Source organism: Nitrospira sp. MA-1, from assembly GCA_032139905.1.
In the GTDB taxonomy this organism is placed as follows: Bacteria; Nitrospirota; Nitrospiria; order Nitrospirales; family UBA8639; genus Nitrospira_E.
On record JAQJDB010000007.1, the window covers coordinates 791,872 to 814,276 of the forward strand.

The following is a 22,405-nucleotide window of genomic DNA, read 5'->3' on the forward strand; positions in this document are numbered from 1 at the left end:
AAAAAATGATTATCGAAATTTTAATTGAAGACGATACTGTGGATTCTTGGAAGCCGTTTTCCTCCACCTCTAATCAGAGAGGGATAAGCCATATTGAGCAAAGGAGAGTGGTGAATGGTTTCCTGAATACAAAGACCCTTCGAGGATCAAGCACAGAATCGTAGAACCATACGGATTTCATTTGAAATTATGTCAGAGAGGAAGGTTAAGAAAGGAGGCGACATGAGTTTCATCAAGCTATCAAAAGTCTCATAATAGGAGCTCTCGTGGTGCTGGGTGTAAGTCTGGGGCAACACCTATGGGCGAATGAACCGACTAAAAATCAGATTACCAACGGATCGACGAAACATGAAGGGATAGTTTCTTCTGTTCAATCAGAGGTGGAATCAACATGAAAAGAAGAAGTCGTAAAAAAGCGGAAAGCTTTGGTAAAAGAAGCCCTCAATGCTCTTTCAGAGACCAAGAAAGCGTTGAAGTCTTTGGAAGATGGCAACACCAAAGATGCTCTGGCCGCATTGGCCGAAGTGACCGGACAATTGGAAATTGTTATTTCGCGGGATCCCGACCTGGCGTTTGTTCCCGTCGATGTCGAAGTGACTACGAGTGACATCTATGCCGATCTTGACAGTATTAAAAAAGCAAATGAACAAGCGGAAGACTTTCTCCAGAACGGGGAAGTGCAGCAAGCCAGAGTCCTCCTCTCAGGTCTTGCAAGTGAGCTGGTCCTGACTAGGGTCAGCCTTCCGCTTGCTACCTACCCTGATGCTATCAGGGCTGTAGCGCCATTGATTGATCAAGGGAAAATTGAGGAAGCGAAGGCGGCTCTTTAAGCGGTATTAGAAAATTTAGTCGTGACCAATGAGCGCGTCGTCCCACTGCCCATTCTTCGGGCTGAAGCGTTCATCAAAACGGCTGACGATCTAGCCAAACAAATAGAGGCTTCAGCGTTGAACAAGGCGAAAAGTGGTGATGAGAGGGATGAGGCAAAAAATTCGGAAAATGAAAAATCCCAAAAAGAACAAGTTCTGGAACAGCTTAAGAACGCTCGACGTCAGTTAAAAATGGCTAAGACTTAGGATACGGGTTAGAAGAGAATCGTTACAAGGAATTTCACGAGTCCATTGAGGCGATTGAGAAAAAGGTGCAGGTGAGGAAAGCCCACAAGGGATATTTGCCTCTTTGAAGGGGTCAGTATCTCAGTTTAAGCAATTTCTTTTCGAAGAATAATTTTTTCCTCGCGTCACAGATTTATGACAATAGCTGATTGGAAAGAGGAAATGAGAAATGCGAACCGTAAGTGAAAGAGAAAGATACGCGTGGATGTGTTTAATTATCCTGGGGTTCCTTGCTCTGACGGGCTTCGGGACATATTACGATAAAGTTCCTGATGGGCAACTATCCTCGGCCATAAAGGAGCGTTTCAGATTGGATGGCCGGATAAACGCCGATCAAATAATCATTGAAGTGAAAAGGGGCCACGTCATGCTAAGTGGGGTAGTGGATACCGTGACAGAAAAAATCCTCGCTGAAGGCCTGGTTGCTGGGAGTATCATCGGGGTGAAATCGGTCGTGAATAATATCTCTGTTCGACCGGCCGTGAGCCAGGATGATGCAATCAAACAGGAAATAGACGAGTATTTGAAAAACACGCCAGCCCTTCAGGGAAAAACGATTACCGTGAGTGTGAACGATGGCATCGTTAAGCTTGAAGGATTAGTGGAAACCGTGTTTCAGCGGCTAGCCGCGGAAAAGGCAGTTGAATTGGCCAAGGGCGTAAAGGGCATAGTCAGCCTTGTGAAGATTAACCCTTCACGTCCAGATCGGGAAATTGAAAAAGAAGTCGCCATGTATTTATTGTGGTCGCCTATCGTGAATATCGATGGTGTGGATTTATCCGTACATGACGGTGTTGTGAAGTTGGAAGGAGCTGTCGAGCATAGTGCGCATATTTTGTCGTTGGAACAGGACATTGGAAATATTATGGGGGTTGTGAAAGTCGATGTGTCGAAAATGACAGTGAAAAGCAGGAAATCTCGTGCGGCTTGAGGAGGATGGGTAACTTGGATTCAGGCGGTGGAGATTGCAAGTTGTAGAAATTTGAATAGGTTCTTTTGGGCAGTGTCAGGCCAACCGAAGTTGCCAGGGGGTATATGAAATGAACAAGGTTGTGATACAGATCCAATGCCAAAAGAAACGTAGAGATTGGGAATGGCCAAAATCCCTACCTCATGCGACAATTATTCTGGCCACACCATTGATCTATGCGATGTTCATCCCTCTATTGGTTTTTGATTTCTGTGTGGAATTGTATCAGCGGGTGGTTTTCCCTTTACTCGGACTCCCGCTCCTATCGCGTCGAGAGTATATCCGACTTGACCGGCATCGGCTTCCCTATCTGAATCCGATTCAGAAAGCCGGTTGTCTGTATTGTGGATATGCCAATGGATTACTCCAATATGCTTCTCGAATTGCAGCCGAAACAGAAAAGGTGTTCTGTCCCATTCGACACCAGAGGGGCGGCAAATTTCATCCACCGGCTCATCACATCGATTTTGCTCCCTATGGAAATGCCAAAGAATTCCAAAGAAAAATGGGTATCTAACCTACATACACAACGCATGAATTCCAACTCGATGTGATTGATTGAGTCAAATTTGGGCAAACACCTTCGTCAGCCTACCTTTTTGCTTTTATCCCGACTTCTTTGTACTGTTTATACTTGCTTATTTAGGTTATGAGGAAATATTGGACCAAAGTGAATTGGTTGGGAAGATTGGAGGGATCTATTCCGTTAGGCCGATGTGGCTACGAAAAAGCATATGTATTAATTCTGGATAAGAGCCGTGACATTGCCTGAACAATTCTTAATTGAGTGATCCCTAACCGTTGATGTGGTTCTGGCCGATACCCCGATTCCTCCGATTCTTCGAGTTCAAGCCTATAATCCTCTTCTTGGTGAATCCGGCGTATGTTTTTTTGCGACTTCAGAGTTGGCCAAGGTTTATCGAAAGGGGTATCCGAAGTCCCTAAATTCAGCACCGTTCCTATTACCCAAAGCCAATACAGTCCTTCGCCAAGATTTAGATAATTGATTTGCTCTTCATGATATTCATCCGCAACTGGTGGGAGAGTTTGAAAATAGTGCCATGCAAAAGGCCTTTGGGCAGGCAGGAAAGGGAGTTTTCCCTGGTTCCACAATCATAAAGGCTGAAATATGTCGCCAATATCAAGTTGAGGTGGTGGGAGATGCGGGTCACGTTAAGCAACGATTCTATGCGCAGACAGTCGACCGCCGGATTAAGCACCCGTCAGTGCTAGCGATTACAGAATTGGCCAAACAATGAACATTTGGATTGGTTGGAAAATAAGGGAATCATGGGAAAGAGCCGGACCGGTCATGTGATAATTTCCTTTTGTGGAGTTGACGTTATCCAACTTGTCCCAAGAGAAATGCTCCGTTCACAACATGAGGCCCGGCTCCCTCCCTCATCCGACTATGCCACTTTTTTCCTTGTATGGAGGGACCCGGATTTCTGTTCGGTATCCTCCTTGAAGGAAGCCCAAATGGCGGCACTCCACATCAGAAACATGAGCGTCAGCATGGCGATGATTGCTTCTCCTAACATGCTCATCCTCCTTTTGATTTTGTGGTGATTTCCACTCCTCCTGTTTTTAAATAGGTATTCCCCAGTCTTTTCAATCGATTTCCAATGCTCATTGTCACGAAGGCTTTTTTACTCACAACCCATTCAAACAATCCACTTCTTCACGGTTTATTCATGATGGACTCTCACTATGCGAGCGTGAGCGAGAAGTATCACCCAAAGTAGTAGTCCTGTCTTCTGAATCATTGGCATTGTCTTGAGGCACTTGGTCAAGAGTCGCCAACCGTGAGGCTTCATCACGATGCCGGGCGACTTGGCCCCGAAGGGCACTTACCTTTTGTAAAGTTGTCCCAATAATCCTTTTTAGACCATCCCGGTGAAATCCCTTGGTATCCAGGTAGGGCTTCTTCTCGTACTTGTCGATTTTTTGATTCAACTCCGTCACCTTGGCCGCCAAGTCTGTGGCCTCTTGTTCGAGTTTTTGGGCCTGGGTTAGGTGAAACTCAGTCGTATTGATTGGCCATTCTATGGGGTAAAACTGAAAAGAGGGCTTCGTCGTGGCACCAGACGCATAGTCCACCGCTCCAAACATGAAGACCAATGCTGCGAATAACATCATCATGTTCTTCATCGTATGACCTCCTTCCTTTGAGTTAAGGACCTGAATGCTCAATATCTTTTCTCAGTTCCGTGGTGTCTTTATTATTGATTCGACTGGAATTCTATCATTCCTTCTGTGAAACTAGATAAGTCCTAAATACATAGAGGCAAATTGAAAAAACTTTTAATCAGAATCGAAAAATTCAATCCATGTTTCCCAATCATGGCCGTTTACGTCCTACGGGACTTTCTTTAAGGATAACCCCCTTTTAAATTAGGGAGAAAATGAGTGAATAAATTTTAGGTGAGACTGAAAGATATCGAGTAGGGACTTACATTTGACGAGAAGATCAGTCAAAAATGTCAGGCCATTCCGGAAGAGGATTGCCCGGGAGAAAGCATGTTGCGGTTTCCGGCTGTTGGCGTTGTTCTGCCAACCGCCGGGTCACAACGTGGACGAAGGCACAAGTGTCTTACGTTATGGCAATTTTTCGCACAGCCGGTTTTGCGCCTGGATCTTTCGCGATAGTGATGGTCAAGACGCCATTCTTAAATTTTGCTTCGACGTTATTTTCATCCGCATCCGTTGGTAATGACAGCATACGTTGAAACGACCCGTACGAACGTTCGACTCGATGATAGTGTTTAGTCTTGTCTTCTTGCTCGGATCGTTTTTCGCCCTGAATCATTAAGGTACCGTCCGCGAGTGTCATTTGAATATCTTTCTCAGCAACGCCCGGCACCTCCATGGTAATGGTGTATTGCTTCTTGTCTTCACCGATATCAACGTGGGGCAGAATGAAGCCTCCCCACGAATTTCCGTTTTCTCTTCGTCCCGGCGATAGGGGGAATCCTTGGAAGACGTTGTCAAACAGTTGGTCGAGGTCACGATGGAACCGGGCCAGAGGATGGTCGGGCGACCTGGATACGTTTTGACTTCGTGCCGATTGAGATTGTTCTTCCTCTTTTTTGAACCAATTCCAGGGAGTAAGAAGATTTTTGAGTTCCATGGTGGATGCCCTCCTTTCATCTTAAAAAACTGTTTGGGAAGAAGTGGTTTCCATGATTTTCGCACTGGTTATGATATCCCGGTGAAATGTGGCCGGCCATGCTTAACTCCTTCAGTAGCAACAACTTCTACAATAGAGCTAATACATTTTCGAAAAAAGTCAAGCCGTCAACACGGGAGGGAAATACCATGTGCACTCAGCCAATAAAGGGAAAGACATGGTCCAGGGTTTTCCCCTCTTGACTTTTTTTGGTCAGAAATTATTAAAAATACAGCAACGAAAGTTTGAAGTTTACGATGAAAGGAGGTGAATGTTATGGGTGGTATTATTGAAGGCGTGCTTGCCCTTATGGGACTAACGGCGGGTGTGATAGTAGCCCTCACGGCTTTGTTAGTTGGAGATGACCCAAACTCATCAGAGCCGAAAGGGTCTTACCGAAAATCCCGTACCATTCTCCCCGGTGATGAGCGGGTTGCTGCCTAACGCAGAGATTTTCAGGCCCGCTTATGAGCGGGCCTTTATTGATTTTCTTTTTTCCTCGCTCCTGTTCCTGTTTCGGCCAAGAGAGAAAGGAGGATGTCAATTATGAAAAAATTTATCGTCGTTGCAACAGTGATAAATCTGGTGTTGATTGGGTCACTGGCATTCGGAAATCCCGGTCTACTCCCGAAGCATCCGGGCTATCCCATGGGTAATTTCAAAGACCCCGTCCTAGGCATCCCCACGGCGAATGACCCAGGAGAAACCCCACCATCACCGCAGGAGGGATTGAAACAGGCTGCAGCGTTTCATGATGCCCAGGCAATCAACCCCATGAATGAGATTCGCCCGAATGTGGTTCATGAGGAACAAAAGACTGCGCCTCAAGGATCTGCTAAAAATAGCGAAAAGTAATTTGACGCTAATGTTCAACCACGAAACCATAAACTCGGAGTCAGGACCAGGGGTATGGAAAGAGGGGATCGAATGATCCCCTCTTTTTGTGATGTATCATCGAAAGGCCCGAGAAGATGAAACGCTATCTTGGCAAAGGGCAGGCATTTTTAACGTCTTGTTAAGGTGGGAGAAATGCCCGGCGAATGGTTGCCAGAAAATGATTGATGCGTGGCAGATCGCTTTCATCGCGGCATACAGCAATTAATCGACCTGCCTGCGCTGTAAGTTCCTCGCCCCAATCCATTACTTCCCCCAACCGGTATTGTCCATTTTTAATGCGAAATAGCCGTTCCCCTGCCGGCGTGTCCGCAATGCGGATGTGAAAACTTCCTGATTCAAGCAATTCACAGAGGTTGTAGAGAACCCGGATATAGGCGGCCGCATACTTTGCCGGACGTCCATCTTTCTTATTCAGAAATTTGGTGCGTTGATTGTCGGCATAGTTGGTGAAGGCTTCAAAGGCTTTGTGAGGCGACCATAGGGCCGGAAACAGCATGCGCAATTGCTCTCCCCATGCATCGGCTGAAATGACGGGAGCCAGCAACGACTCGAGAATAAGCGGATGCCCCTGTGTTCCCAGCAGAAGAAAATTTCCGACCTCCCAGGCCGTTTCATCCCCATCGCCTTTAGTCCACTTCGTGGCAGGGTATTTATATCCTAACTGAAACATTTCCTCCGTCGGGATGACATAGACCCGGCGATAATCCCGGTCGCTCTCCTCGGACGCTAAGCCATGGGCATGGGAACCCACGAGAACTTTGAGAAGAGTCTGTGTACGATCGTCTGCCTGAGGCTGCATGATCATTTGTCGTAAATTTCCATTGTTAAGGGTGTGTGAAGCCAAAGACGATCAGGATGACACTCCCGGTTGCCAAAATGGCGATCATTCCCGGCGCCACATATTTTATGAGCGGTTTTCCTCCAAACCATCCTGCTAGCAGAAGCTTTACAATCGTATTGGTCATGGCTGCGAGGGTGATGGCCGTGGCGGCTGTCCAGGCCAAAAGACCGTCCTGCTGTAATCGGACAATTGACAACATGATGGCATCCACGTCGGTAGTGCCGGCCAGAAGACTGGACGCATACAATCCTTGATCGCCCAGGTAGGTTTGGGCGGCTTTCGAAATGAACAAGACTCCGGCATACAATACGCCAAATCCCAGGGCCGGACGTAATTCGAACGGGTTGCGATGGGAGATGTCCGGACCATCCGGCGGTACGCGTTGCGCTTTGTTAAATAAGATGAAACTCATGACATACCCGCAGAGGGACATGCCCCCCAAAGGCGCGAGAAGCATGAGAAACAGATCCGGTTGCAGGAGGCTCACGATGACCAGCATTCTGGCAAACATGGTGCTGGACGCGCCAAGGATTGCCGTCGCTCCAGGGAGGACCAGACGTGGGTTTTCCCCGGCTTGGGTAGCCATGCTGATGGTGACGGCGGTGGAAGAGACCAGGCCTCCCACAATGCCTGTTGTGGCAAGGCCTTTATGGGAACCGATGATGCGAGTGCAGAGATATCCTAAAAAACTCACCCCCGCAATGAGGACCACCATGACGCCGGTATGGAAGGGATTGAGGACATCCAGAGGACCGAAAGTGCGGTTGGGGAGAAGAGGCAAGACGACGAGAGCTAAAATGACAAATTTTGCCGTTGCATAGATATCACCATCGGATACCTGTTGCACCACATGATGGAGTTGTTCTTTTAACGACAGCAGGGCCATCACGACCCCTGCGCTGCCGACAATGAGGAGATACCGATGTGGTGGATCAATCGGAAGAGCTGGGAGTAGGGCGACAACTCCCAGAAGAAACGTGATCAGGGCGGCGAGTGGGGTGATGATCCCAGGTGGATCCTTTCGACCCCATTCCTTGTCGTACGCGACAACCAGGAGCGCGCCGAGAATCAGGAATGTGGCAATTATGGGCCACACGCCAAGGATCTGGGAGATAAACGCCGACATGGCTCCGGCAAGGGCGATCAGGGGAAACGTCCGCACCCCGCCGATACCGGTTTTGCGTTCGACGCTCAAATCCTGCTGACGTTCCAAGCCAATCAAGGTTCCTGCGGCGAGGGCTACCAGAAAGCCAAGAATGGATTCTTCAATAGTCATCATGGGCAGGTCTTATTGAAGCAGGAAATCCAGAGGAAAAGATTGAGAACTATCATTTATCTGATGGTCCCCAATACTCACTCAATATGAAATGAGAAGCAAGAAGCGGGCTCAATCGGGTAGAGAACAGATTTAAGCGTTCATGAAAAGCGCCCTTATGAAATTGTCCGATATGGACCGGCTCCCTTTTTTAGTGGACCACAACATGTCGAGTTTTTTTCAGGCGGTGGGAGGACGTTCCGGTCCGTGGATCGTTTGATCCGGTATGATCTGGCGTGGTTGCTTCAATAAATTTCGAGTAAGGGGCGGAGGGGTTCTGTGGGGTGTCCGAACCTGGCAACCCCGAGTCTCTGTCCGCCTATTATTCAGCTGATAGGGTCAATGGGATAGGGGTCGGGTAGTATCAGCGTTAGGAATCCCGGTCTGTTTTTCAAGCGGGAGTTGAGGCCTTTATCTGACATGTAAGACTCCCGCGCCCTGGATGGTTCCGGCCTTTAATTGTTGGAGTGCCAGATTGGCTTCCTCTAATTGAAAAGGAACTGTGTGGGTGCGAATGGGAATGGCGGCGGCCTCCTTCAACAGGTCCAATCCATCCTGGCGTGTGTTTGCGGTCACGCTTTGGATGGTCCGTTCCTGAAACAAATCAAGTGTATAGTCCAAGGGTGGAATGGGGGTCATGTAGATGCCGGCTAAGGCGAGTGTGCCACCTTTTTCCAATGCCCGAAGGGCCGGAGGCACCAGTTCACCAGCCGGGGCAAACATAATCGCCGAGTGAAGGGTGTCCGGTGGCATCTCCGAAGCCGTTCCGACCCACACCGCGCCCAGTTGACGAGCCAGTGCGCGATGTTCTTCCCGTAAGGAACAGACGTAGACTTCGCATCCCCAATGCCGTGCGATTTGAATCGTGATATGGGCCGATGCCCCGAACCCGTAAAGTCCCAACCGTTGGCCTGGTTTAACCTGACTGCGGCGCAAGGCGCGATAGCCGATGATGCCGGCACACAACAACGGGGCGGCCTCCTCGTCAGTAAACACGGATGGAATAGGGTAGGCGAATTGTTCAGAGACCAGTGCGTATTCGGCGTAACCACCGTTGACGTGATATCCGGTGAAGGTGGCCAGTGCGCACAGATTTTCCCGCCCCGCCTTGCAGAACTCACAGGTCCCGCAGGTTGCCTGGAGCCAGGCGATTCCTACTCGATCACCTTCTTTGATTTGTTTGACTCCTTGTCCCACTCGATCCACGATGCCGACGGTTTCATGTCCAGGGACAATGGGACGCGTAGACGGGGGCAATTCGCCTTCGACAACGTGCAGATCAGTGCGGCACACTCCGCAGACATGAACCTTGACGCGAACCTGGCCGGGACCCGGTTCCGGTTTGGAGATATCACGCGCGCGTAAAGGACCCGTCGCGACATCGGCGTCCTGTTCGAGGATCATGGCATTCATCTTTCACTCCTATATGGGGTAAAAATATTGATATGGCCATTCAGGCATTGGGCCAACGGGTGATGCCGATCCATCCAGCATTGCCATCTATCATAGTCGTTCCCGGCATTCGTGATCTGGAATTCATCTTGACCCTAGTTTGGATAGATCACGATCAACGACCCGGTAATGACGTCAAGTTGTCATGCTGAGCCAGTGGCGAAGAATCTGTGCCCAGGTGAAGTCGCGGTAGTATGAAACGCAATCCGGTCTGAGTTTGACCCCACTTGTGTTTGTTAAATGGGATAACAATAATTCAAACAATCATTGGACAACGGTCCGGCTAAATGATACTTACTTCGGGCGCCATGGAGTCTGTTCTGTCCGTCAGGGCCTCATCATATCGTATCCGTCGGAGCAGGTGAAGGTCAGTCAAAACCACCAGCATGAAGCGAGCAAGGCCGAAAGCCACAAAAACCCTTCCCAAGAAACCCCTCTGGAATATCGGTTCCTACCGAAAGCCCCGTGTTCGGCGATTCCGGTGGATTCGGATTATTCCATTCAAGACGATATTTGTTCTCCTCGGTCTCTATGTCCTCTTTGAAATTTTGACATTTCCGTTTCTTTCCATCGCCCAATTGTCCACGGAAAATCCTACAGAAACCGCACTCATGCGGCAGCGTATCGATGAAGCCCATGATCAAGGAACTACGATGACCATCGACTACCGATGGACCCCGCTTTCACATGTCCCACGCCACGTGCGGATGGCCATTCTGGTATCCGAAGATGGAACATTTTATTCTCATGCCGGCGTGGATTGGCATGAGGTCCTGGAATCGATTGAAACCAATTTAGAGAAAGGACGGATTGTTCGGGGGGGCTCGACCATTACCCAGCAATTAGCTAAAAACTTATACCTCTCGACCTCCAGGGATCCGATTCGCAAAGGCAAAGAACTCCTCATTACCTGGATGTTGGAATCGACCTTAAGTAAAAAGCGTATACTCGAGCTCTATCTCAATATCATTGAATGGGGACCGGGCGTGTTCGGCATTGAGGCCGCCGCCCAACGCTATTTCCACAAGCCGGCCTCCCGGCTTTCTATGGATGAGGGGGCACGTTTGGCGGCGGTCATTCCCAGTCCGCTTCGGCATCAACCCACCGAGACCACCTCGTATGTGGAAAAGAAAAAGGAGTTGATCCTCCGTCGTATGTCCACCCGCTAACCTGAGAGGTATTGAGGAAATACTAAAGGGAGATAAAAACCAAAGGGGGAAATATGGAAACATTTCAAGTCAAAACAAAAAAACTCAAAGATGTTGTGGATCTCACCTCGAAACTGCATAGCATCATTCAAAAGAGAGAATTTCAGAATGGGTTGTGCCACGTCTTCCTGCCCCATACCACAGCTGCGCTCACGACCGGGGAATTAGGAGAGGGCACGGAGGAAGACTTTCTCGAAGTCGCCGAAAAGATTATTCCCCAGATCAGATTTCGTCATGCCCATGATCCCTCCCATGCATGGTCGCATATGGCAGGCTCCTTGATCGGGGCATCGTTGACCCTGCCCGTGATAGACGGGGAATTGCGTGTGGGTACCTGGCAATCCGTCTTGTTAGTCGAATTAGATGGTCCTCGGGAAAGGCAGCTCGTGGTGGGTTTAACTTCGGTGGCATGAAATGATGGTTGATTCCCTGGCCACCTGCTGCTAAAGGCGAGGTTCGTCCCGGCAGTCGAGGTCTCTTCGTCTTGGCTCAGGGGAGGCCTTTTGTTTGGGTAAAAGGACCCAAAGCTAATGACGCCCCGCCCGACCTCACTAGGATGGGTCTGATGTAAACTATTGGAGGGCGGCCCAATTCGCGGATCCTGTCCTGCGTCTTGCGAAGGGCTCACACAAGGTCCACCTCTTGATTTGAGCGTCAGCCCCGTTGGTCAATCTCGAGGGGGTAGGATAACAAGCTAGCGAATCCACGCGTGGTTAGAAAGCCGGATTTGGTTTGCGTGATTGCAATGCCTTGCCCCCAATATGTACCACGCCGGACAGATCGCGAAAGAATTATTCAGACTTTCGCCCGCCCTACTTTTGTCCTCCCTTCGATCGTTAGCGAGAGGGTTCCTACGGTGTAGTAAACTGCGTAATCTTACAGCTTGGCGAATTGGGTAGGGGCGATCCTGCATGGAACTGCTCGGCGCATTGCTTGATTTCAAGCGCAGCATCAGCCGTCGCTTGGTTAAAGGTGTCCTGCCCGGGCGTCATCCAGATCGGCGATGTGGCTGAGTGTGGGTGCTTACTCTCCTGGGAAGGGGCTGTGGCCTTGATACCTAAATCGAGCGCCGTGCCATTGCTGGGGACGTTGCCGGTGTTACTCACATTGTTCACTCCCATGCGATGACAGCTGTTGCATAGATTGTCGTTGACCTCGACCTTGTAGGCTTTCCACGAGGCGAAATCAGCGCCGACAAAGGAATAGGGCTCGGGGTCGCTGTTGAAGGTGATATCACCCGCACCGGGTAACTGGTTTGGGCCTGATATTTGGGCGAGATACGGGGATCGGATGATTGGCCCATTGTCATGGCAACTCACACAGGGGAATTTGCTGTTGACAATTTGTGACGGTGTCATCCAGAAAGCTGGATTGCCCACTCCCTTGGAAGGCGCCTTGACCTTTCCATCGTGGCTTAAGTGAAAGCCTTCTTCTAGCGCCCCCTGATAGAAACAGGTTTTGCCATTGACTTTATTGTGTTGGATGACTGCCACGTCGCCATACTGCCCTTGGGGTAGGCCCATCTTTCGGGCATGCGCCACCACATATGCGTCTGGCGTATTGACCAGCACCCGGAAGCGGCTCCCACGATCACATTTTCCGTTGAGCACGTTCGGACGATCACAGGTGCCGTCTGGATAGGTCGCAGTAGCCGGAGTGAGATGATCGGTTGGAACCGTTGTCCCCAAAGGGCTATCGACGTCGAAATCGGGAACAGACACACCGATGGCCTGATCGCATTCCTGGGCAAAGGCTGCAAGGGCATCCGTTCCTCCCGGTGCGGTTAGGAGTCCTGCCCAATTTCCCTCAACAGGCGCAGGATAGCCGAGTCCTCCATCACTTTGATCGTCGGCTCGATCCGCATCCACGTCATACCGCATATACTGATTGCCTTTAAAAAAATAGACAACCGTCTTTCCCTCGAACGGCGTCGGCCAGGCCACCGCACCATCGACTCCATCTGGAAACTTGAAATTGGGCCAATTGCCTGCAATGGGCTTCGGGTAGCCCGGGTCAGCCCGATGCCTCTTCACATCAAAGCGGATGTACTGATTATCCCGGAAAAAGTATGCGACGGTCCTGCCGCTTCTCGGCACAGGCCAAACCACCACGGCATCCACCCGATCTGTCCAGATCCCAGGCCACTTCAACGAGATCGGCTGGGGGTAGGCCCGGCCCGCGCCGTCTGCTGCATCAGCCCGATCCGCATCCACGTCATACCTCATGAACTGATTTCCTTTGAAGAAGTAGGCGACCGTCTTGATTTCTGCTCCTCCCGGAGGCGGCGCAGGCCAAAAGACTGCCGCGTCCATGTTTTCCTCAAAAAGTCCAGGCCAGTTGTTCCGGATAGGGCGGGGGTAGGCATTGCCACTGCCATCGTCACTGTCCGCCATATCCCGGGTGATGTCGTATCGGGCATACTCCCTTCCCTGGAAGAAATAAACCTTGCCGTTATTCCATACCACCGGCACCAGTTTCTCTGAACCGGTCAACTGGGCCCAAACGTCCACGGTCCCATAGAAACCCACCGCGATGAACATTCCGCAGATTGTTGACATGAAAATTTTACGAGACATTCTCATAGCGTAATCCCTTTCTTACCTTACCTATCCATTGCGTATATTCCGCTCATTTTCTCATTCCCCAAACATCCTCTGTGTTGCTCGAATAAGCAAAACCCATTCCCCTCAAATCGGGTGTGCAAGAAAGCCCTTCCGGCTTCTGATTGATAGCTCCTACTGGCTCTAGACTTCATATCCCTGCTGATACTGCTGCCCTCAACTCCACATGCGTTGCGGGTATCAATGACGATACACGTCGTATCGAATTAGATACCTATTCTCTTATGGGCGACTGTCACAGAACTTCAAAATCACTACCCCCAAGTTCTGGGGGGAAAGTCTGTTGTTGAAAGTTTCGTACCGAGGAGTTAAGGGGAGGAAAATTTAACCAGATTTATTTTAGTCGATTTCTGGTTCGTGAATGGCTTAATACGGTAACGGTGGCGGGAGTTGTTCTGGTCTGTAGAGGTTGGAGATTTTGGGTCAAATCATTTGTTGATAGTGTTCCCTCTCGGTGGAACTTTGGCTAAATGAGGTGTCGGCTGCTGGTTCAGAGTCTCTATGTCCTTCAGAAAAGTGGTTGTATGTTTAAATGAATTTTCTTGCCGGGGGTCGGCCCGGCAGCCGAGGTCCTTTTGTTTCGGCAAAAGGACCCAAAACCATGGTGGCCGTGGCCTGGCCCTTCGGGTTCCCTCCGCGGTTCGCCGACCCCGGCGGCGCACAAACTCGCTGCGCTTGAACAATGTGCGCCTTGTCTCCGGTGCCGGCTGCACTGCTCGGCCACACCACAAGGCCAAAGGAAGATGCCAAAAAATTGAGTCCCTTTCTGATGGCTGGCCAATCCGCTATCTTCACCCCAGGCCCGCCGATCAGTAAGAGCATCAGATGCTGGGACTGGGCGGCAGGCGTCGGAGCGGAGAAACAGGGAGGATTTCAAGATTTGAGTTTCTTCTGAAAATTTTTTAACTCGCGGAGGTGATACACGGCTTGACTAATTTCGCTCGTTGAACAAGAATCCGCCTAAACGTTGCTAGCATTTACATATAAATAATCACTTGAGGAAACAATGAAAATATTTGTGAGTTGGTCTGGGAAGAGAAGTAAGGCAGTGGCAGAATTAATCAGTGATTGGCTGAAGTGTGTCATTCAAGCTTCTCAACCATGGATTTCTACTAGGGATATTGATCGTGGAGCGATTTGGTTTTCCGAAATAAGCGATAAGCTCAAAGATGTATCTGTTGGCGTCGTATGCCTAACTCAGGAAAATAAAGAAAAGCCTTGGATCTTGTTTGAGGCCGGTGCCTTGGCAAAAGGATTGACTACTAATCGAGTATGTACATTCTTAATAGATTTGAGCCCTGAAGATTTACAAGATCCGCTTGCGCAATTTAATCACACGTTGCCAGTCAAAGACAGTGTGTGGGAATTGACGAGAACGATAAATGCCTGTCTCGGTGAAAAAGCTCTTGATGAACGAATCTTGAAGCAAGTATTCGATACATACTGGGCTCAATTTGACAGGAATTTCAAAGAGGCGCTAAAGGAGAACCCTCCAGGAGAAGTCGTGCCTCCTCGCTCGGAACAAGATATCCTCTCTGAAATTCTTGCCAATACAAGAAGTTTGACGAACAGAATCAGAAACCTTGAATCCGAGGTCCATATAAAATCCAAAAACAGATTTTTTAATTCAATTAACTCAATTGAATTTGAAAAAAACATCAGGAAGAAAATAATCAACCTAATTCAATCAGGAAAATTTAGTGAGGATGAAATAATTTCTTCTTTGATAGACTATGACATCCCAGAATCTTATGCTCGCGATTTCATCAAAAACACGATGCTGAGTCTTGGTCTTAACGAGATAGGGAAGATTGCCAACAAGTAAATGCAGCCGACGCAAAAAGCGCGTGGCTGATTTAAGTGTTAGCTACATAGACTCAAGCAGGAGTGAGTTGGAAACACCGGATAATCCAGCAGAAGAAAGCGTCGAAAGACCTGTCTCGATTGATCTGGGAAGAGTCCTTAGTTCGGTCGCCAGCAGGGTCAAGTCGCGAATGAAGAATGATAGGGATATACGTTGAATTATGACCAGACCGGTCCGCTTAGAATTTCCACATGCGCTTTATCACCGGACCTCACTTGTAGATTGACGGGAATTGCTTGGGGTCATGTCTTGCAATATCACAGCGGCTGGTCACGCTTAGGGATAGTTGAGTGAAGCCGAAAGCGAATTGTTTGATTTAAGACAAAACCTCAGATAGACCCCCACAGATTTTCTTCCACACTTTTTTTGAATCGACGCCTGCTGTTCGGCCTTATTGGCGGACGCTCTTCAAGCATTGGCGGGCCTTGTTTGAGCCTGGCGAGTTGGCCCGCCCTTCTGTTTCCTGCGTCCGCTTAATCTAAAGAGGCCGAACTGGGCGTCAATGGTTTTGGGTCCTTTTGCCGAAACAAAAGGACCTCGGCTGCCGGGCCGAAACCCGGCAAGGTTTACGCAATTGAATGCCGAAAAAGTTATTTGTCTGTTGTGAAAATCGGCTTCGCAGGCGAACGGCAGAGGTCATCTTTTCCGATTAAGAAAAGGTTGAGGCCAGATCATGGGCTATTTGGGATGGACTCCTCCCGCCATTCCTTGTATCCAAGGCCACTTGAGCGGGAAACGAATTTCAGTCCACAAAAATTTCGATTGATTCCTATTCTTTAACGAGCCATTAGGTCTTTTTCTTCTTCTTTTGCGGTTTAATTTTTTTCCTTTTTTTCCTTTTCTCCTCCTCTTCCTCCTCTATTTCTTTGAGCAACTCTTCCAAAGTAGGTTCCCCGCTGGGATGTGTCACGGTAAAGGCATAATCCTTTTTCGTGATTTTGACGACATCGATCTCTTGATCTAAAAACACCTGAATCTCCTCAAGTCGTACCTTTTCTTCTTTGCTGCAGAACGATATCGCAATCCCCTTTTTGACACCCCGCCCGGTTCTTCCGACACGATGCACGTAGTTTTCTGCCTTATCCGGCAAGTCATAGTTCAGCACATAAAGAACATCCGGAATGTCGATGCCGCGTGCGCTGACATCTGTGGCGATTAAAACCTGACAGGTCCCTGCTTTAAAGGCGTTCATCACCGCAGCCCGGTCATGCTGATCCTTTTCCCCATGAATCGTCAGCGTGGCTATCCCGACACGACCCATCGCCTTGGCGACCCGTTCAGCGCGCACTCGCGTCCGGACAAACACGATCACCCGGCTCTCAGGATTATCGGTCAGGAACCGCTCCAGGAAAAACCGTTTATCATCCATTTCAACGAACATCACATAGTGAGTGACATTTTTTGAGACACGATTGTCCGGGGAGATTTGAATCCGGATAGCCGAACTCCTCACCTGAGAATACGCCAGTTTTTTGATCTCGGCATTAATGGTTGCTGAGAAAAAAAGCGTTTGATGTTGGTGTGGCAGCTTTTTTTTGATCGCATGAATATCTCCAATAAATCCGAGATCCAGCATGTGATCGGCTTCATCCAACACAAGGGTTTGGACTCGGTTCAGCAGAACAAATCCCTGACTGATCAGATCAAACAGTCGGCCGGGTGTCGTAATGAGCACATCGATGCCTTTCTGAAGTGTTTGTATCTGCGGATCCTGCTCAACGCCGCCATACATGGCAAACACCTTGACCTTGGTCTGTTTGGCAAGCTGGGCAAAGACCTCTCCAATCTGCATCGCCAGTTCGTGTGTCGGCACCATGACAATACATTGGATACCATCGGAGCGTTGACTCCTTTTCCACTTGTCAATGTGATTAATGATCGGGATGGCAAATGCTGCCGTTTTCCCCGTTCCTGTCTGGGCGATGGCCAGAACATCTTCCCCCGCCATGATCGAGGGCATGGCTTTAAATTGGATGTCCGTTGTTTTCACAAACCCGAGTCGGGCCAGGTTATTTTTTAAAGCATCTGAAATGGGATATTTCTCAAACTTCATGGCGTTTCAATACCTCTTCTTCTCATCAAATCCGGCACAACAGGGGTGGATCATTCTGGTGATCATGAAAAATGCCGCCAGCGACGTTCTCGCCATTTTGCCGTGCTCACGTAATAAAAGTACGCTCCGGGCGCCAAAATGGCTGCGGTCTTTCCTTCGGTATGACTCAGGACAAGACTGGACGACTGTTTTGATCATTCCCGTCGACCATTGATATCGAATCCCTGTTGAGTGAATACCTGTAATTTTTCAGAAATATTCAACAGGAACATTCTGATTTCGGACTGTGCCACAGTCTACTCGGAAATGATCAGACAGGCAAAAAACATTAGGGAGAAGAAATGTGCTTAGGGGGCATGCTTGGGGTCAGCTTGCCATGCAACAGCGGATTGTCCCGCCTGAGGGTAGTTAAGTGAAGCCCAAAGGAGATTTCGTGATATCCTGGCATTTCCACATTTTTCCTTTTGGACATGGGCGATGGAGGGAATGCTCTTTGGCTGCTTAAATAGACTCTCTTACTCCGCAGCGATGGCTTCCGGTTCATTCTGAACTTTTTCCGGGGAAGGCGAGTTGGCAGTAACGGTGAACATGCCCAACACATCCTCTACGACCAGATAGAGACAGGGAATGAGCACGAGCATGATGGCGGTGGCAAAAAGAATTCCAAATCCCAATGAAATGGCCATGGGAATCATGAACCGTGCCTGACGGGACGTTTCGAAAATCATGGGACCCAATCCGCCGAAGGTTGTAAGGGTGGTCAATAGAATGGGCCGGAACCGGCGGATGCCGGCCTGGCAGATGGCCTCAAATGCATGATGTCCTTCCCGCCTCCGGGTATTGGCATAGTCGATCATGATTAACGAATCATTGACCACCACTCCGCCAAGCGCAATGATCCCCATCATACTGATGATGCTGATGTTGTAGCCCATAATCATGTGGCCGATCACCGCACCAACCAACCCGAACGGAATGGATGTCATCACAATGGCTGGTTGCAGGTAACTACGAAACGGCACGGCAAGCAAGACATATATTATGATCAATGCCAGTGTCGAACTATAGAGAAAACTCTGAAGCGCATCTCGCATATCGGCCTGGCGTCCTTCGAAGCTGTAACTCAGGCCGGGATAATCACGTAGCAAGGCCGGAAGCACGTCGCTTTTCAGTTTATTCAGGACAAGGTTAGTCTCCTTTGTGGGTTGGACGTTCGCGGTGACGGTCACGGTACGGTGTCCGTCCCGACGGGTGATTTCCCGAAACGCCCGGCCCTTTTCGACCGTCGCCACCTGATACAACGGCACGTGCGGACCGGCAGGCGTTCGAATCACCAGATTTTCCACATGATATTCGCTTGACCGTTCCGACTCGGGGAATCGCACCAACACCTTGATCTCGTTGCGCCCTCGTTGCTGGCGAAGGGCTTCCGATCCGTAAAAGGCGTTGCGGGCTTGTCTGGCGATATCCCCTGCGGTGAGGCCGAGGCTGCGGGCCTCTTCTTTGATCCGGAAGTCCAGTTGGGGTTTTCCTTGAGAATACCCGTCGTCTATGTCTTTGACGCTTCCGAATTCAGCCAGACGGCCGGCCAGATCGGTGCTCGCCTTATCGAGCATGTCAATATTCCGATGGCTGAGTTCTACACTAATCCCGGCCCCGCGCCCCGGTCCCCCGCTATCCGCTTCAAACCGCAGGTATTCCACTCCCGTGAAATTTGGAGTATGTTCCCGCCAGAGGGTGGTCAATTCGCTTGTGCTGAGCGGACGATGGTTGGCATCCGGCAAATACGCACGAACGTCGATGGTATTTTCCAGGACCAGCGCAAAGGTGCCGTTGATAATATGTTGTCCCGGATACAGGTCGATCACGTCCTGCACGGAACGGATCAACCCATCCCGGATCCGGATTATTTCACTGGGAGGACTTCCGAAAGGCAGTGCGGCTGTGGCCTTGGCAAAATCCGCTTCAACGGTGGGCATAAGAATAAAGCCCATGCGTCCACTGAATGGGTAGGCCAGCACAATGGCAAAAATCCCGAATCCAATGGCAATCGTCAGATAGCGGTGAGTAATGGCCCGGCGAAGAAACGGACCATAGGTCCGTTCGACAAATCGGGAAAACCATGCACTGAACCGTTGTTGGTTGTGATGCAGGGTCCTGCCGATAGTGCCGGTCGGATTGGTGCCCGAATGCGCCAGATGGGCTGGAAGGACGAACAACGCTTCGACCCAGGAAATAATGAAGGCTATCGAGACGACCACGGGAATCACGGCCCAGATTTTTCCGAAGGATCCGGGCATGAACATCAGCGGCAGGAAGGCCACGATATTCGTTAAAATGCTGAAGCTGATGGGAATGGCGATATCCCGCGCCCCCAGGATGGCCGCCTCGCTGAAGGATTTGCCGCGTTGCCGGTATTCATAAATGTTTTCCCCGGCAATAATGGCGTCATCCACCACAATCCCGAGCGCAATAATAAACGCAAAGAGGGACACCATATTGATGGACACGTCCATGGCCGGCAGGAAGAGCATGGCCCCCAGAAATGAGGTCGGGATCCCTACCGTCACCCAGAACGCCAGTTTATATTCCAGAAACAGGGTGAGAATGGCCAGGACCAGCAACAACCCGAGAAATCCATTCTTCAGCAGAAGCGTGAGCCTTTGATAATAGATTTCCGACCGGTCTTTGAGAATGGTGTAATAGATGGAGGCCGGTAGATCAGGAACAATATGGGCCATCGCGGCGCGTACACTTTCCGACACACCGATCGGGGTTTGATCTCCCACTCGAAAGATTTCGATGCCAATGGCGGGTACCCCGTTAAAGGTGGCATACGTTTCGCTTTCCTGGAATCCTTCCGACACGTGCGCGAGATCCCTGAGACGTAAGAGCGTTCCCGTTTGGTTGGCAATGATGGGGATGTCGGCAAAGTCCGAGGCCCAATCCCGTCGTTCCTGCACGCGCAACAAAATTTCTCCGCTGGAGGTTTCCACGCTTCCACCCGATCGATCGAGCGCGGTCGCGCGAATGGTTTGTGCGATGTCCTCCAAGGTGAGTCCATAGGCCCGGAGGTCCTCTTGAGACACCTCCACATGAATTTCATACGCTCGCGCGCCTTCAAGGTCGATTTGGGTAATGCCGGGTTCTTGTAAGAGACGATCCCGAACCTGTTCGGCGACCTCACGAAGGGTCCATTCCGAGACGTCACCATACAACTGAAGCGTCAGGACGTCGCGACGGCGGGTATCTAATGTAACACTCGGCTTTTCCGTATCCTCGGGAAACGTCACGATGCGGCTGATCGCCTGCTGAATGTCCTGATACACTTTTTGATTGTTGGAGTTGGCGAGGAGTTCGACGATGACCGTTCCCTGGTTTTCACCGGCGGTGGCCCGGATCTCGTTCACCCCTTCAAGTCCGCGAACCCCTTCTTCAATCGCCAGAATCACCCCTTGTTCGACTTCTTCGGGACTTGCGCCGGGAAAGGGGACCGTAATGGTAACGGTGTCTTCTTCAAACTCGGGAAAGACCTCCTGTTTGATTTGGGAGGCCATAAACAGTCCACCAAGCAGTAACGTCAACATGAGCAGGTTGGGCGTAATCCGGTTGTGCACCATCCAGGCCAGAGGGCCGGATTCCCGATGAGGGGGAGTCGTGGAAGGGTTAGGTTCCATGGGGAGTCACTGGTGTGTCGGAACGACTGGTATTCAAGCGAATGGGCATCCCATCAGTGGGAGCGGAAATGTCGGTAACTACTAAGCGGTCTCCCGTTTCCAGGCCTTCTGAAATAAAGACCTCATGTTGGCCACGATAAGCGATCGTTACCTGACGAATGGCCAGCGTATTGTCTGTGTTCATTAGCCACACGGTGTCCTGGTCATGGATCCAGCGACGATCGACTTTGGCCAGCCTGGTGAGTTCCTGCCCTTGAATTTCCGCGCGAAGATACGAGCCGAGCAGCACGCGAGGCAACTGCGCATGCCGTTCTTCAAGATTCAGCGGATCTTGTATGGCCACCAGAAGCCTGGCCATTCGCCCGTTGGGTTCAAGATCGGTGAGCAACCGGACCACCCGGCCCGTCCGGAATTTGTCTTTTCCCCACACACTTTCCTGGAAGAGTTTGACGGCGGACCCTGGTTGATCAGGTGTGCGAGGAATCGTGATCCAACGTAGCTGAGCCATGGGGACCGCTAACTCAACCCAATATTCTTTCGTTCCTGCAATCGTTACGAGATCCGAGGTGGTTGTCACATAGGTTCCCAGATCAATGTGACGGCTAACGACGGTTGCCTCAAACGGGGCTTTGATGACGGTGCGGGACAGCGAGAGCTTCGCGGATTGAAGGGCAGCCGCGGCGGCATCGACGTCGGCTTTCATCGCGCTTAGCTGCGGCAAACGAAGGACCAGGGATTTTTCCTGGTCGTTGATCGTGGCACCCAATAAATCGAACTCTTGTTTGGCGACGACCTGGTTGCCCTCCTCGAGGCGAAGTGCCACGCGGGCTTTCGCCAGATCGGATTGTCGCTGGCGGACAGCCAGCACATAATCTGCCGGTTCCAAACGAAGAATGGTTTCCTGTGCGGCGAAACGACCGCCGGGAACGAGTTCCGGGTTGACGGCGATGATTTTTCCGTTCACCTGTGACCGGAGCGTGATTTGATGCACAGGTTGGACTTGTCCCCAAGCTTCTATTGTCAGAGTCTGTTTGGTCACATCGATTGCAATCGTTTCTACCAGCCGGGGTTGTCTGGGCTTGGGATGACGTTCAGGCTGTGGGGCGCTCTTGACGATCGAAAAGGCGATGCCTCCGGCCAGCACCAGGATCAGAATCGGCAGTACAGCCTTCAAGACCATCAGGCATTTTTTGGAAAAGGATGGGGATGACATGATTTGGTAG

Annotated in this window: 20 protein-coding genes; 10 read left to right on the forward strand and 10 right to left on the reverse strand. The window is 50.2% G+C overall.

The features are described 5' to 3' along the window. Positions 1-425: 425 nt before the first annotated feature. The 5 genes from PJI16_16380 to PJI16_16400 all read left to right on the forward strand — a co-directional run bounded on the left by PJI16_16380 (position 426) and on the right by PJI16_16400 (position 3,344). Complete coding sequence (locus tag PJI16_16380; protein MDT3779143.1) at positions 426-830, forward strand: YfdX family protein; 405 nt, start codon at positions 426-428, stop codon at positions 828-830. Between the two features lie 21 nt (positions 831-851). Further along, on the forward strand, positions 852-1,076 hold the full coding sequence (locus PJI16_16385) for a hypothetical protein (protein ID MDT3779144.1): 225 nt from the start codon (positions 852-854) through the stop codon (positions 1,074-1,076). Positions 1,077-1,284: 208 nt separating this feature from the next. Continuing rightward, complete coding sequence (locus tag PJI16_16390) at positions 1,285-2,046, forward strand: BON domain-containing protein (GenBank protein MDT3779145.1); 762 nt, start codon at positions 1,285-1,287, stop codon at positions 2,044-2,046. 109 nt (positions 2,047-2,155) lie between these two features. Further along, a complete protein-coding gene (locus PJI16_16395) occupies positions 2,156-2,602 on the forward strand; it encodes a hypothetical protein (GenBank protein ID MDT3779146.1) in 447 nt (148 codons plus the stop codon). A gap of 544 nt (positions 2,603-3,146) precedes the next feature. Further along, positions 3,147-3,344: a hypothetical protein gene (locus PJI16_16400; GenBank protein MDT3779147.1), complete on the forward strand. Its 198-nt coding sequence runs from the start codon at positions 3,147-3,149 to the stop codon at positions 3,342-3,344. 150 nt (positions 3,345-3,494) lie between these two features. On the opposite strand, the gene PJI16_16405 is transcribed toward PJI16_16400, so the two are convergent. The 3 genes from PJI16_16405 to PJI16_16415 all read right to left on the reverse strand — a co-directional run bounded on the left by PJI16_16405 (position 3,495) and on the right by PJI16_16415 (position 5,215). Beyond that, positions 3,495-3,626: a hypothetical protein gene (locus PJI16_16405; protein MDT3779148.1), complete on the reverse strand. Its 132-nt coding sequence runs from the start codon at positions 3,624-3,626 to the stop codon at positions 3,495-3,497. Between the two features lie 151 nt (positions 3,627-3,777). Further along, a complete protein-coding gene (locus tag PJI16_16410; GenBank protein ID MDT3779149.1) occupies positions 3,778-4,236 on the reverse strand; it encodes a hypothetical protein in 459 nt (152 codons plus the stop codon). Between the two features lie 442 nt (positions 4,237-4,678). Beyond that, the gene (locus PJI16_16415; GenBank protein MDT3779150.1) at positions 4,679-5,215 is read right to left on the reverse strand and encodes an Hsp20/alpha crystallin family protein; all 537 of its coding nucleotides are present in this window, start codon (positions 5,213-5,215) and stop codon (positions 4,679-4,681) included. A gap of 315 nt (positions 5,216-5,530) precedes the next feature. On the opposite strand from PJI16_16415, the gene PJI16_16420 reads away from it, so the two are divergent. After that, positions 5,531-5,698: a hypothetical protein gene (locus tag PJI16_16420; GenBank protein MDT3779151.1), complete on the forward strand. Its 168-nt coding sequence runs from the start codon at positions 5,531-5,533 to the stop codon at positions 5,696-5,698. A 102-nt stretch (positions 5,699-5,800) separates the two neighbouring features. After that, positions 5,801-6,109 carry a hypothetical protein gene (locus PJI16_16425; protein ID MDT3779152.1) on the forward strand — a complete coding sequence of 103 codons (309 nt, stop codon included), beginning with the start codon at positions 5,801-5,803 and terminating at the stop codon, positions 6,107-6,109. A gap of 160 nt (positions 6,110-6,269) precedes the next feature. Here the strand turns inward: PJI16_16425 and PJI16_16430 are convergent, their stop codons facing one another. The 3 genes from PJI16_16430 to PJI16_16440 form a co-directional block, all read right to left on the reverse strand. Next, positions 6,270-6,956, reverse strand: a complete 687-nt coding sequence (locus PJI16_16430) for a nucleotidyltransferase domain-containing protein (GenBank protein MDT3779153.1) — start codon at positions 6,954-6,956, stop codon at positions 6,270-6,272. A gap of 19 nt (positions 6,957-6,975) precedes the next feature. Then, entirely contained in the window at positions 6,976-8,271 is a 1,296-nt protein-coding gene (locus PJI16_16435) for an MgtC/SapB family protein (protein ID MDT3779154.1), read from the reverse strand. 447 nt (positions 8,272-8,718) lie between these two features. After that, positions 8,719-9,720: a zinc-dependent alcohol dehydrogenase family protein gene (locus PJI16_16440; protein MDT3779155.1), complete on the reverse strand. Its 1,002-nt coding sequence runs from the start codon at positions 9,718-9,720 to the stop codon at positions 8,719-8,721. Positions 9,721-10,145: 425 nt separating this feature from the next. Between PJI16_16440 and mtgA the strand changes: the two genes are divergently transcribed. Both mtgA and PJI16_16450 read left to right on the forward strand, forming a co-directional pair. Beyond that, a complete protein-coding gene (gene mtgA / locus PJI16_16445) occupies positions 10,146-10,928 on the forward strand; it encodes a monofunctional biosynthetic peptidoglycan transglycosylase (protein MDT3779156.1) in 783 nt (260 codons plus the stop codon). Between the two features lie 53 nt (positions 10,929-10,981). Then, positions 10,982-11,380 carry a secondary thiamine-phosphate synthase enzyme YjbQ gene (locus PJI16_16450; GenBank protein ID MDT3779157.1) on the forward strand — a complete coding sequence of 133 codons (399 nt, stop codon included), beginning with the start codon at positions 10,982-10,984 and terminating at the stop codon, positions 11,378-11,380. 438 nt (positions 11,381-11,818) lie between these two features. On the opposite strand, the gene PJI16_16455 is transcribed toward PJI16_16450, so the two are convergent. Beyond that, a complete protein-coding gene (locus PJI16_16455; GenBank protein MDT3779158.1) occupies positions 11,819-13,543 on the reverse strand; it encodes a hemopexin repeat-containing protein in 1,725 nt (574 codons plus the stop codon). A gap of 1,051 nt (positions 13,544-14,594) precedes the next feature. On the opposite strand from PJI16_16455, the gene PJI16_16460 reads away from it, so the two are divergent. Next, on the forward strand, positions 14,595-15,413 hold the full coding sequence (locus PJI16_16460; protein ID MDT3779159.1) for a TIR domain-containing protein: 819 nt from the start codon (positions 14,595-14,597) through the stop codon (positions 15,411-15,413). Between the two features lie 826 nt (positions 15,414-16,239). On the opposite strand, the gene PJI16_16465 is transcribed toward PJI16_16460, so the two are convergent. The 3 genes from PJI16_16465 to PJI16_16475 all read right to left on the reverse strand — a co-directional run bounded on the left by PJI16_16465 (position 16,240) and on the right by PJI16_16475 (position 22,395). Next, positions 16,240-17,505, reverse strand: coding sequence for a DEAD/DEAH box helicase (locus PJI16_16465; protein ID MDT3779160.1), 1,266 nt, complete (start codon positions 17,503-17,505; stop codon positions 16,240-16,242). A gap of 515 nt (positions 17,506-18,020) precedes the next feature. After that, positions 18,021-21,182, reverse strand: a complete 3,162-nt coding sequence (locus PJI16_16470) for an efflux RND transporter permease subunit (protein MDT3779161.1) — start codon at positions 21,180-21,182, stop codon at positions 18,021-18,023. Continuing rightward, positions 21,172-22,395: an efflux RND transporter periplasmic adaptor subunit gene (locus PJI16_16475; protein ID MDT3779162.1), complete on the reverse strand. Its 1,224-nt coding sequence runs from the start codon at positions 22,393-22,395 to the stop codon at positions 21,172-21,174. The genes PJI16_16470 and PJI16_16475 overlap by 11 nt, the downstream gene beginning before the upstream one ends. Positions 22,396-22,405: the final 10 nt, after the last annotated feature.